The sequence below is a fragment of the Microbacterium sp. Se63.02b genome (assembly GCF_014171575.1).
Taxonomy (GTDB): Bacteria; Actinomycetota; Actinomycetes; order Actinomycetales; family Microbacteriaceae; genus Microbacterium.
Map to the genome: position 1 here is coordinate 3,570,944 of NZ_CP050453.1, position 10,579 is coordinate 3,581,522.

Annotated in this window: 14 protein-coding genes and 3 pseudogenes; 9 read left to right on the top strand and 8 right to left on the bottom strand. The window is 70.0% G+C overall.

Annotated elements, in window-relative coordinates; translation table 11 throughout:
- Window positions 1-121 precede the first annotated feature (121 nt).
- Window positions 122-289, top strand: a complete 168-nt coding sequence (locus tag G4G29_RS17820; protein ID WP_183151033.1) for a hypothetical protein — start codon at window positions 122-124, stop codon at window positions 287-289.
- Here the strand turns inward: G4G29_RS17820 and G4G29_RS17825 are convergent.
- From G4G29_RS17825 to G4G29_RS17830, 3 genes are read right to left on the bottom strand one after another with little or no spacing between them, the layout of a single operon-like run.
- A complete protein-coding gene (locus G4G29_RS17825) occupies window positions 283-984 on the bottom strand; it encodes an aldo/keto reductase (RefSeq protein WP_244632168.1) in 702 nt (233 codons plus the stop codon). The genes G4G29_RS17820 and G4G29_RS17825 overlap by 7 nt on opposite strands.
- Complete coding sequence (locus G4G29_RS22855) at window positions 981-1,166, bottom strand: aldo/keto reductase (RefSeq protein ID WP_244632169.1); 186 nt, start codon at window positions 1,164-1,166, stop codon at window positions 981-983. Before G4G29_RS22855 ends, G4G29_RS17825 begins: the two co-directional genes overlap by 4 nt.
- Window positions 1,163-1,885, bottom strand: a complete 723-nt coding sequence (locus G4G29_RS17830; RefSeq protein WP_183151034.1) for an SDR family oxidoreductase — start codon at window positions 1,883-1,885, stop codon at window positions 1,163-1,165. The genes G4G29_RS22855 and G4G29_RS17830 overlap by 4 nt, the downstream gene beginning before the upstream one ends.
- A 92-nt stretch (window positions 1,886-1,977) precedes the next feature.
- Here G4G29_RS17830 and G4G29_RS17835 point away from each other — a divergent pair, with 92 nt between their 5' ends.
- Window positions 1,978-2,844 carry a CoA transferase subunit A gene (locus G4G29_RS17835; RefSeq protein WP_183151035.1) on the top strand — a complete coding sequence of 289 codons (867 nt, stop codon included), beginning with the start codon at window positions 1,978-1,980 and terminating at the stop codon, window positions 2,842-2,844.
- The gene (locus tag G4G29_RS17840; RefSeq protein WP_183151036.1) at window positions 2,841-3,617 is read left to right on the top strand and encodes a CoA-transferase; all 777 of its coding nucleotides are present in this window, start codon (window positions 2,841-2,843) and stop codon (window positions 3,615-3,617) included. The genes G4G29_RS17835 and G4G29_RS17840 overlap by 4 nt, the downstream gene beginning before the upstream one ends.
- Window positions 3,618-3,645: 28 nt before the next feature.
- Here G4G29_RS17840 and G4G29_RS17845 read toward each other — a convergent pair whose 3' ends face one another.
- Window positions 3,646-4,257: a TetR/AcrR family transcriptional regulator gene (locus G4G29_RS17845; protein WP_183151037.1), complete on the bottom strand. Its 612-nt coding sequence runs from the start codon at window positions 4,255-4,257 to the stop codon at window positions 3,646-3,648.
- 110 nt (window positions 4,258-4,367) lie between these two features.
- Here G4G29_RS17845 and G4G29_RS22860 point away from each other — a divergent pair, with 110 nt between their 5' ends.
- Complete coding sequence (locus G4G29_RS22860; protein WP_244632170.1) at window positions 4,368-4,910, top strand: AMP-binding protein; 543 nt, start codon at window positions 4,368-4,370, stop codon at window positions 4,908-4,910.
- A 216-nt stretch (window positions 4,911-5,126) separates the two neighbouring features.
- Here G4G29_RS22860 and G4G29_RS24245 read toward each other — a convergent pair whose 3' ends face one another.
- Window positions 5,127-5,321 (bottom strand): hypothetical protein, encoded by a 195-nt coding sequence (locus G4G29_RS24245; protein WP_345941109.1) that lies wholly within the window; start codon window positions 5,319-5,321, stop codon window positions 5,127-5,129.
- Window positions 5,322-5,410: 89 nt separating this feature from the next.
- Between G4G29_RS24245 and G4G29_RS24250 the strand changes: the two are divergent.
- Together G4G29_RS24250 and G4G29_RS22870 are read left to right on the top strand one after the other, a co-directional pair.
- A pseudogene (locus G4G29_RS24250) lies at window positions 5,411-5,536 on the top strand (hypothetical protein); the annotation flags it as partial.
- Entirely contained in the window at window positions 5,534-5,965 is a 432-nt protein-coding gene (locus tag G4G29_RS22870) for a hypothetical protein (RefSeq protein WP_345941188.1), read from the top strand. The pseudogene G4G29_RS24250 and the gene G4G29_RS22870, both read left to right, overlap by 3 nt.
- A 162-nt stretch (window positions 5,966-6,127) precedes the next feature.
- Here G4G29_RS22870 and G4G29_RS17855 read toward each other — a convergent pair.
- A pseudogene (locus G4G29_RS17855) lies at window positions 6,128-7,347 on the bottom strand (acetyl-CoA C-acetyltransferase).
- Window positions 7,344-8,162, bottom strand: coding sequence for an SDR family oxidoreductase (locus tag G4G29_RS17860; RefSeq protein WP_244632171.1), 819 nt, complete (start codon window positions 8,160-8,162; stop codon window positions 7,344-7,346). The pseudogene G4G29_RS17855 and the gene G4G29_RS17860 overlap by 4 nt, the downstream one beginning before the upstream one ends.
- A 73-nt stretch (window positions 8,163-8,235) precedes the next feature.
- Here G4G29_RS17860 and G4G29_RS17865 point away from each other — a divergent pair, with 73 nt between their 5' ends.
- The 3 genes from G4G29_RS17865 to G4G29_RS17875 are packed head-to-tail and all read left to right on the top strand — an operon-like array spanning window position 8,236 to window position 10,024.
- On the top strand, window positions 8,236-9,069 hold the full coding sequence (locus tag G4G29_RS17865) for an SDR family NAD(P)-dependent oxidoreductase (protein WP_183151039.1): 834 nt from the start codon (window positions 8,236-8,238) through the stop codon (window positions 9,067-9,069).
- The gene (locus tag G4G29_RS17870; protein ID WP_183151040.1) at window positions 9,066-9,614 is read left to right on the top strand and encodes a nuclear transport factor 2 family protein; all 549 of its coding nucleotides are present in this window, start codon (window positions 9,066-9,068) and stop codon (window positions 9,612-9,614) included. Before G4G29_RS17865 ends, G4G29_RS17870 begins: the two co-directional genes overlap by 4 nt.
- Entirely contained in the window at window positions 9,611-10,024 is a 414-nt protein-coding gene (locus G4G29_RS17875) for a nuclear transport factor 2 family protein (protein ID WP_183151041.1), read from the top strand. Before G4G29_RS17870 ends, G4G29_RS17875 begins: the two co-directional genes overlap by 4 nt.
- Window positions 10,025-10,061: 37 nt before the next feature.
- Here G4G29_RS17875 and G4G29_RS17880 read toward each other — a convergent pair.
- Window positions 10,062-10,549: pseudogene (locus tag G4G29_RS17880) on the bottom strand (ASCH domain-containing protein).
- Window positions 10,550-10,579 lie beyond the last annotated feature (30 nt).

Below are 10,579 nucleotides of genomic sequence, written 5' to 3' on the forward strand. Positions count from 1 at the left end.
GAGATCCTGCTCACGTTCATCCGCCTCGACGACGGGGTCTTCCTGGAGCTCGCCGAGTACCGCGGCGCCGACAACCCGCATCGACCCCGACAACGGTCACACCGGCGCCGCGCATCCGGCCATGGTCGTGCCCGACATCGAGGCGAGTCTCGCGCGACTGGCGGCGCTCGGCTACGAACCCCTGTCGCAGACCATGACGGCCACGGCCGGGCCGCTCGACGGCTACCGCTACGTCTACGTGAAGGGCCCCGACGACGTGCGGGTCGAACTGCTGCAAGAGCCTCACTGAGCACTCTCCGCCGGCGCGGACACCGCATCGAGCAGACGTCGGTCGTCGTCGTCGAGCACGAGGTCGACCGCGGCGGCCGAGTCCCGCACGCTCTCCGGCCGACTCGCACCAGGGATCGGGATGAGCACGGGCGAGCGTCGGAGCAGCCAGGCCAGCACGACCTGCTGCGGGCTCACCCCGTGCCGGTCGGCGACGAGGGCGACGGACGACGACGACGCGCCGAGCCCCTTGGCCGCGCGCATGCCCCCGAACGGACCCCAGGCCAGGAACGCCAGTCCGTGCACCTCGCAGAGCTGCAGCACGGGATCGCTCGAGCGCTCGAGCAGCGAGTACTCGTTCTGCACACTGACGAGCGCATCGCCGACCACCCGGATCGCCGTGTCGAGCTGGGAGGCATCGACGTTCGAGACGCCGACGCGGATCACGACGCCCTCGTCGACGAGCTGCCGCATCGCCCCCATCGACTCCGCGAACGGCACCTTCACGTCGGGGCGGTGGTGCTGATACAGCGGGAGGGCATCGAGCCCGAGGCGCTGCGCCGAAGCCCTGGCAGCGGCGGCGAGGTGCTCCGGAGAGCCGTCGACCCACCAGGTCGCTGCCGGGCCTCGGGTGTGACCGCCTTTCGTGGCGATGACCACCTGCTCGGCCGCAGACGGATGCCGTCGGAGCGCCTCGACGAGCGCCCGCTCGTTCACGCCCATCTCCCCGACGGCCCATACGAGTCGGCGGTGTCGAACAGGGTGATGCCGGCGTCCACCGCGGCGTGCACGGCGCGGATGCCGCGAGCGGTGTCCGCACCCGGCACCTGGGTCAGGGTCATCGCGCCCATGCCCAGCGCCGAGACCTCGAGGTCGCCGAGCGCGCGGGTCGGCATCATCGTCCGACGGCCGTCCAGCCGCCGTCCACCGGCAGGCACTGTCCGATCACGTGCGTGGCGTCGCGCAGCATCCAGACGATCGCAGCGGCGATCTCGTCGGGGTCGGCGAGGCGTCCGCGCGGGGTGCGCTGCTCGACCGCCGCGAGGTCGTAGCCGTGGTCCACCATGTCCTGCACCATCGGGGTCAGCGTGTGTCCGGGGGCGACCGCGTTGACGCGCACGCCGCGGGGCGCCCATTCGATCGCGAGGTTCTCCATCAGCTGACGTTCGGCGGCCTTGGCGGGCCCGTAGTCGGCCTGGTTGGCCCACCCGCGGTATGCGGTGGTCGACGACACCAGCACGATCGAGGCCGGGGCGGCATCGAGGCGACGCACCAGCGCCCGGGAGACGGCGAGCGTCCCCACCACGTGCACGTCGAACAGCCGCCGCAGCTGGTCGAGGTCGATCTCGAGCGCCGGCACATACGCGCCGCGCACACCGTGGCAGGCGACGAGGCCCCCCACCGGCGCGTCGGCCCATGTCTCGGCCATCGCCTCCTCCACCGCGCCCTCGTCGCGCAAGTCGACGGTGCGGGTGGTCACGCCGGCTCTGGCACTCGGCTGCAGGTCGAACACGGTGACCGCGACACCCCGGTCGAGCAGCTGCGCGACCACGGCGTCGCCGATCCCGCTCGCCCCTCCGGTCACCACGACGTGGTCGGCGATCGACTCTCCGGTCATGCGCGGCCCCCTTGCTGGTCGTCCTTCCGGGCATGCTACTGTGATTCCCAAACAAGCGCTAGGTTTAGCGCCGGTCGCGCGAAGGAGCGGGGATGTCGGACAAGCGGGTGAGCATCGAGGAGGCGGTCGCCACCATCGAGAGCAGGATGACGATCGGCATCGGCGGCTGGGGTTCGCGACGCAAGCCCATGGCCCTCGTGCGCGAGATCCTGCGACGCGACATCACCGACCTCACCGTGGTGGCCTTCGGCGGTCCCGACGTCGGGCTGCTCGCAGCCGCCGGCCGCATCCGCCGCCTCGTCTACGGGTTCGTGTCGCTCGACAGCATCCCGCTCGACCCGCTCTTCACCCGGGCACGCGAACGCGGCGACCTCGAGATCGAGGAGTACGACGAGGGCATGTTCGTCACCGGCCTCCGTGCCGCGGCCTCGCGCCTCGACTTCCTCCCCATCCTCGCCGGTCTCGGGTCGGATGTGCTGCCGGCGAACCCGCGACTGCGCACGGTGGCGTCGCCCTACTCCGACGCGCAGTACGTCGCCATGCCGGCCCTTCCCCTCGACGTCGCGCTCGTGCACGTGAACCGCGCCGATGCGCAGGGCAACGCCCAGTACCTCGGACCCGACCCCTACTTCGACGACCTGTTCGCCATGGCCGCGACGCGCACCATCGTGTCGACGGAGAAGGTCATCCCCACCTCGGCGCTGCTCGACGAGGGCTCGTTCCACACACTGCTGTTCAGCCGCATCTACGCCTCCGCGGTCGTCGAGGCTCCCGGCGGAGCACACTTCACCACCTGCGCCCCCGACTACGAGCGCGACGAGGCCTTCCAGAAGCATTACGTCGCCTCCGCGAAGGATCCGAGCGCCTGGGCGGAGTTCGAGCGCACGTTCCTGCAGACCGACGAGGCCGGTTATCGCTCAGCCGTCGCCCAGTTCCACGCCGACCGAGGAGAGTCATGACCAGCGTCGCCACCCCCGAGACCACGCTCGGCGCCACCACAGCGGAGGTCTGCATCGCAGCCTGCGCCGACACGTACCGCGAGTCGGGCGAGATCCTCGCACACGCCGTCGGCATCATCCCCGCCCTCGGCGCCCGCCTGGCGAAACTCACCACCGCTCCCGAGATCGTCCTCAGCGACGGCGAGGCCTTCTTCCTCTCCGGCCCTCCGATGCCGGGAGACCCCGATGCAGCGGCCCCCGCGGTCGAAGGATGGGCGCCGTTCCGTCGCGTCTTCGACATCGTCGCCACCGGCCGCCGCCAGAGCATGATGGGCGCCAGCCAGATCGACCGGTTCGGCAACCAGAACATCTCGCTCATCGGCGACTGGGCACGCCCCACCCGTCAGCTCATCGGCGTCCGCGGGGCACCGGGCAACACCGCCAACCACCGCGTGGACTACTGGGTCGCTCGGCACAGCACCCGCGTCTTCGTCGACGCGGTCGACATGGTCTCGGGAGTCGGCAACGACCGCGCGCGCGAGGCCGGCCTCGAGCACCACCACCTCGGCGTGATCGTCACGAACCTCGCCGTGCTCGGTTACGGCGCAGACGGCATCGTCACCGTGCTGTCGGTCCACCCCGGAGTCGATCCGCAGACCGTGACCGACAGCACCGGATTCGCGCTCGACGCGACGGATGCGCCGCTCACGCGCACTCCCGATGCCGAAGAGCTGCGGTTGATCCGCGAGGTGCTCGACCCGCGCGGCACCCGCAGCCGAGAGGTCGCTGACTGACGGAGCATGCGCCCCGTCCGCGGTGCACTCAGTCGGCGAGGAGGCCGTTGTGCAGCAGATCCAGGAAGTTGTCGGTCAGGCTCGTCGCCGTGTGACCGCGGCCGGGTCGGTACCAGGCGACCGTCGACCACACCGCGTCGCGGATGAACCGGTAGGCGATCGGAGCGTCGATCGAGTCGCGGAACACGCCGACTTTCTGCCCCTCCGTGATCTGCGAGAGCCAGAGCGCCTCGATGCGCTCGCTGTTCTCGCCGAGGAACTCGAAGCCGGGCTGACGAGCGAGGAACGACAGTTCGTTCTGGTAGAGGCCCACCGCGTCGGGCTGGCTCTCGATGGTCGCGAAGGCGTGCGCGATGAGCTTGTCGAGGATGTCTCGGGGGCTGCCGCCTTCGGCGACGATCTCCTCGAAGCGCCCGAGCAGTCCCGTCATGAAGCTGCGCAGGATCTCCTGGAGGATCGCCTCCTTCGAGGAGAAGTGGTGGTAGAGGCTGCCGGAGAGGATGCCCGCCTCGTCGGCGATGTCGCGGACCGTCGTCGCGGAGTATCCGCGTCTGGCGATGAGCCGAGCGGCGATCGAGATGATCTGGTCGCGTCGCTCGGAACTCTGCTCCTGGCGACCTCCGCTTCTGGTCGTTGCCATCACTGCTCCTTCACCGAAAAAAATCACAAGCGCTTGCTCAGTGTGTCGCACCACACTGTTTTCCCGAAACACCCTCTCGGAGTGTACGCATGATATTGGAAAGGACGACCATGACAGTCTCGGAAGCGACGACAGTGCCTGCCCTCCTCGCGGAGATGGCGGCCCTGGGCGATCATCCCGCCATCGTCGACGGCGAGACGGTCATCGGCTACGCCGACCTGCACGACCGCGTGCGCTCGGTCGCCAGGGCGTACCTCGCCCAGGGAGTACGACCGGGAGACCGCATCGGACTCTGGGCCCCCAACCGGCACGAGTTCATCCTCGCGATGCTCGGCGCCCAGCTCGTCGGCATCGCGGTCGTGCCCCTCAACACCCGCTACACCGGGCACGAGGCCGCCGAGATCCTCGCCCGCTCCCGCGCCACCGCACTGGTGCTCGCCGACGGGTTCCTCGGCAAGTCCTACAGCGCGGCGCTCCGCACGGCTGCGGCCGAACGCGGCACCGACGGGTCGGCCATCCCCGGCCTGCCGCACCTGCGCACCGTCCTGACGCTCGACGAGACACGAGACGCCGGAGTCCTCTGCTGGACCGACTTCCTCGCCGCCGGCGAGGGATCGACGAGAGCCTGGTGTCGGCGGCGGCCGCTGCGGTGACGCCGGACGCCATCATGGACGTGCTGTTCACCTCCGGCACGACCGGCGTCCCGAAGGGGTGCTCAGCGCGCACCGCCAGACCCTCTCCGTCGCCAGGGCCTGGGGTCTCGGAGCGCGCCTGACACCCGAAGACCGCTACGCCGTGGTCAACCCGTTCTTCCACGGCTTCGGCTACAAGGCGGGAATGATCGCCTCGCTGATGGGCGGGTGCACGATCTACCCGCTCGCGGTGTTCGACGTCGACCGGGTGCTCGAGCTCGTGCAGTCGGCGCGCATCAGCGTCCTCCCCGGCGTGCCCACGATCTTCACCTCGCTGCTCGACCACCCCCGCCTCGGCGAGTACGACCTGTCGTCGCTGCGGTTCGCGATCGCCGGGGCCACCGCCGCACCGGCCACGCTCTTCCACGACATGGTGAACGTGCTCGGTTTCGAGACCGTGGCCCAGGCCTACGGACTCACCGAGTGCGTCGTCGCCACCCCCCCGGCCCGGCGAATCGCTCGAACACACCGCGCAGACCACCGGCCCGGCCGTCGAGGGCGTCGAGATCCGCGTCATCGACGAGGACGGGAACGATGCCGGGCTCGACACCGACGGCGAGATCCTGCTGCGCGGCCCCAACGTCATGCTCGGCTACTTCGAGGATCAGGCTGCGACCGACGCGGTGCTCGACACGGACGGCTGGTTCCACACCGGCGATGTCGGACGCCTCGACGAGCACGGTTGCCTCAAGATCACCGACCGACTCAAGGACATGTTCATCGTCGGCGGCTTCAACGTGTACCCCGCCGAGGTCGAGAACGCTCTGCGCAAGCATCCGGCCGTCAACGAGTCCGCCGTGATCGGCGTCGACGACGAACGCCTCGGCACGGTCGGCCGCGCCTACGTGCTGCTGCTGCACAACGCCGACCCTCGTCCGGACGCCGCCGATCTCGAGGCCTTCTGCCGCACGCACCTGGCGAACTTCAAGGTGCCCCGCGAGTTCGTCTTCGTCGACGACTTCCCCCGCAACGCGACCGGCAAGATCCTGAAGTCGGAGCTCCGCGCGCACGCCTGACCCCCTCTTCCCCTTCCTCCCTTCCTCGACACCGAGTGCACGGCATCGTGTCGAGCGCACGGCTTGTCGGCGCAGGCATCCCGTGCACTCGGCACGAACCCGTGCACTCGACGAAGAGACGAACGGGCGAAGGAACGGAGAGGTGCGGAGGCGGAGGGGGGGTCAGCTCAGGCGCTCGAGCACCATGGCCATGCCCTGGCCGCCCGCGGTGCACATGGTCTCGACGGCGAACTGCTCGTCGCGCTCGCGGAGGGCGTTGATCGCGGTGGTCGTGATGCGGGCGCCGGTCATGCCGTAGGGGTGCCCGAGGGCGATCGCTCCTCCGTTGACGTTGACGCGCTCGGGGTCGATGCCGATGTCGGCGATCGAGGGGATGACCTGCGCGGCGAAGGCCTCGTTGATCTCGAGGATGTCGATGTCGCCGATCGACATCCGGGCGTGCGCCAGCGCGCGTTCGACGGCCTGCACGGGGCCGAGACCCATGATCTCGGCCGACAGTGCCGACACCCCCGTCGACACGACACGCGCGAGCGGGGTCAGGCCGAGCTCCGCGGCCCGGGTGTCGCTCATGATCACGAGCGCGGCGGCGCCATCGTTGAGCGGGCAGCAGTTCGCGGCGGTCACGGTCCCGTGCGGACGGAACACCGGCTGCATGCCGCTGATGCCCTCCAGCGTCACACCCGCTCGCGGCCCGTCGTCCTTCGTCACGAGCGTGCCGTCGCCGAGTCGCACCGGCGTGATGTCGGTCTCCCAGAAGCCCCGCGCGGCTGCGGCCTCGGCTCGATTCTGGCTGAGCACCGCCCACTCGTCCTGCTCTCGGCGTGAGACTCCGCGGAACGAGGCCACGTTCTCGGCGGTCTCCCCATCGCGATGTAGATGTCCTCCAGCTCGCCGCGCTCGAGCGGATCCGACCACACGAAGTCGGGGTCCTGCGCCTCCCGCGCCGTGCGCGCGGCGGCATCGGCCCACCGCGGATTCTTCGTGTCGGGCATGCCGTCCGACTTGCCGGACGCGAACTGCGACACGGCCTCGACCCCGGCAGAGACGAACACGTCGCCCTCACCGGCCTTGATCGCGTGGAACGCCATCCGTGTGGTCTGCAGCGACGACGCGCAGTAGCGGTTGACCGTCGTCCCCGGCACGGCGTCCCAGCCCAGCTGCAATGCGAGCATCCGCCCGATGTTGTACCCCTGCTGACCCGCGGGCTGTGCGCAGCCGACCATCAGGTCGACGATCTCGTTCGGGTCGAGGCCGGGCACCGCGTCGACGGCCGCGCGCACCATCTGCGTCGCGAGGTCGTCGCCGCGCATGTCCTTCAGGCTGCCCTTGAACGCGCGCCCGATGGGCGAACGCACGGCGGAGACGATGACGGCTTCGGTCATGAGGGGTTTCCTTCGGTGATGTCGAGACGATCGGCCTGCTGCACGATGTCCGCGTTCGGGGTGTGGGTGAGGAAGGCGGGCCATTCGCCACCGCCGTCCACAGGGACGATGGCGCCGGTGATGTGCGCGGAGAACGGAGAGGCGAGCATGACGCACACGGCGCCGAGCTCCTGCGGCGAAGCCAGTCGCCCCCGGGGGATGGTTCGTGCGATCTCGGCGTACTGCTCCGGAGTGCCGTAGTGGTCGACCGCGCTCTCGGTGTGCACGAGTCCGCTGCTGACCGCATTGACGCGGATCTCCGGCGCCCACTCGACGGCGAGACTGCGGGTCAGGCTCTCGAGCGCGGCCTTCGCGGCCCCGTACACGGCCGTGCCGGGGCTGGGCCGTCGTGCACTGATCGAGGTGATGTTGATCACACTTCCGCGGTGGGCGCGCAGCGGCTCGAATGCGGCTCTGGTCGCGACGGCGGCCGACAGGAAGTTGATCTCGGTGATCGCCTGGAAGTAGCGGGGAGATCCGGCCTCGAAGCGACCGAACGGCGAGCCGCCGACGTTGTTGACGAGGACGTCGAGGCGGCCCCTTCGCTCCGCGATGCCGTCGATCCACGCCTGGTTCTGCGCGGCGTCTCTCACATCGACGGGGCGGAAGGATGCGGTGCGGCCATCGCGCGCAGGCAGGGTCTCCGGCTCGGCTCTGCCGCAGAACTCCACCTCTGCCCCGGCGTCGAGGAACGCCTCGACCACGCCGCGACCGACGCCGCGGGATCCGCCGGTGACCGCGACGACCTTGCCCGCGAAATCCATGACCAGGCTCACTCCGCCTCCTCCGTGAGCGGTGCTCCGATGCACCGACCTGTCCATGCTACCAACCAAATGCTAGGTTAGTCGCATGAGTCACGATGATGTTCCTCCACCGCATCCGCGTACGGTCGTCGTCACCGGCGGCGCTCTCGGCATCGGCGGCGGGATCAGCCGTCGTCTCGCCGCAGACGGAGACCACGTCGTCCTCGTCGACATCGATGCGGATGCCGCTGCCGCCACCTCCGGCGAGATCGAGGCAGCCGGCGGACGCTGCACGGTCCTGGTCGGCGACATCACCCTGGACGAGACGGTCGACCGGCTCGCGACCCTCGTCGAGCGTGAACAGGGTCATGCGGACGTGCTCGTCAACAACGTCGGCGACTTCCGTCCGGCGAAGTCGTTCTTCGCGAAGAGCCCGCCCGAACAGTGGCGCCGCCTGCACGATCTCAACCTGTGGCACGTGTTCACCGTGACCCACGCACTGCTCCCCGGCATGATCGCCGCCGGCGGGGGGAGCATCGTCAACGTCTCGACCGTCGAGGCGTTCCGCGGCATTCCGGGCAACGCCGTCTATTCGGCATACAACGCCGGAGTGTCGGCCTTCACGAAGAGCCTCGCCGTCGAACTCGGTCCCTCCGGCATCCGTGTCAACGCGATCGCCCCCGACCTCGCCGACACTCCGCAGACGCCGGCGGATCTGATGCTGGGCGGTCGCGACCCCGCCCTGCTGCGCTCCTGGCTCCCGGTGGGACGATTCGGTCGGCCAGAGGACTACGCGGGAGTCGTGGCATTCCTCGCCTCGCCGGACGCCGCGTTCATCACCGGTCACACGATCCCCGTCGACGGAGGGACGCTCGCCGCATCGGGCTGGTACGGCAAGGCATCGGGACGCGGATGGACGAACATGCCGGATCAGGCATGAACCCGCTCGGCGAGCTCTCCGACCGCCAGGAGATCCAAGAGCTCGTGCTGCGCTACTGCTCGGCCGTCGATCGGGCCGACTACCTGAACGTCCGCGGCGTCTACGCGCGCGACGGGGTCGACCACCACACCGGCTTCTCGGGAACGGCCGACGACTACGTGGCCTGGCTCCGCGAACGCACGGCCGTGTTCGACGGCACCATGCACATCGTCGGCAACCACCGGGTCGAGCTGTTCGGCGACCACGCCTTCGCCGAGACCTACGGCACCGCCGTGCACTGGGGTCGACCATCGACCGACGAGACCCGCAACTTCACGAGCGGCTTCCGCTACCTCGACCATGTGCGCAGAGACCCCGAGGGCTGGCGCATCGTCGAGCGCACGGCCGTGCGCGAATGGACGCGATCTGATGCCGGTCGTCTGCGCGAGCCCGAGGGCGCGGGGCCGCGCGGGCGACGCGGACCCGACGATCCCTCGACCGCATGCCGCGACCGCGTGCGTCGAGCGGCGACCGCCCACCCCCTCGACCGGACGGAGCGACCATGACCCGCAGCATCGAGCAGCGCCTGCAGGCCCTCGAGGACCGCCTCGAGATCATCGACCTGGAGGCCACCTACGCGCGGACCTTCGACGAGCGCGACGGCGACGCGTGGAGCAGTCTCTTCACCGAGGACGGCATCTACCAGTCGAGACCGATCGGCGAAGCGGCCCCCGTCACGTTCGTACAGGGACGCCCGGCCCTCCGCGCCTTCTGCAGCGACGCCGCGTTCGCCGGCATCCACTTCCTCCATCTGCCGCAGCTCGTCCTCGACGGCGACACCGCGACCGCCCGCATCCATCTGGAGTTCCACGGTGACTACGCCGAGGATGCGGGTGCCCGCGTCTGGCGATGCGGGGCTTCTACGACGTGTCGTACCGTCGCGTCGACGGCCGCTGGCGCATCGCCCACCGGGTGACCTCGGCCTTCAGCCGGGAGCAGTCGACGGTGCTCGGCTACCCGGCGGCCTCCGCGCTGCCGGGCTGAGGCGGAAGCAGCAGGCGGAACCGCTCGCACACCACCGGCATGTCCGGCTCGAAGCCGCGAGGGTTCTCGGAGTGCTCCCGCCAGTACCGCTCGTGCACCTCACGCCAGTGCGAGAGCGTGCGGTCGCCCTCCCCTCGGAGAACGCGTGCTCGGCGCTCACTTCGTCGAAGGGCACGATCGCGATCGCGGTCGTCTCGATCACGGCCCGAGGAACGCCGGCGCCGTCGAGGACGATGCTCAGCTCGCCCGCGGCCGGAAGCGGATCGCCCGTCGCGTCGTAGTCCCACAGCGACGACGCCGTGCCCGTCTTCACGCCGTCGAGCACGAGCGCCAGCAGCTCATCCGCGTGCGCCGGGATCGCCCCGAAGCCCCATGCCTCCGGCAGGGTCTCCGGCAGGTCGGGCAGCGCCGCCCGCGCCTGGCCCCAGAAGGTCTCGATCGCAGCGTTCTCGGTCACCGATCCAGCGTAGGCGACCGACCATCCGTC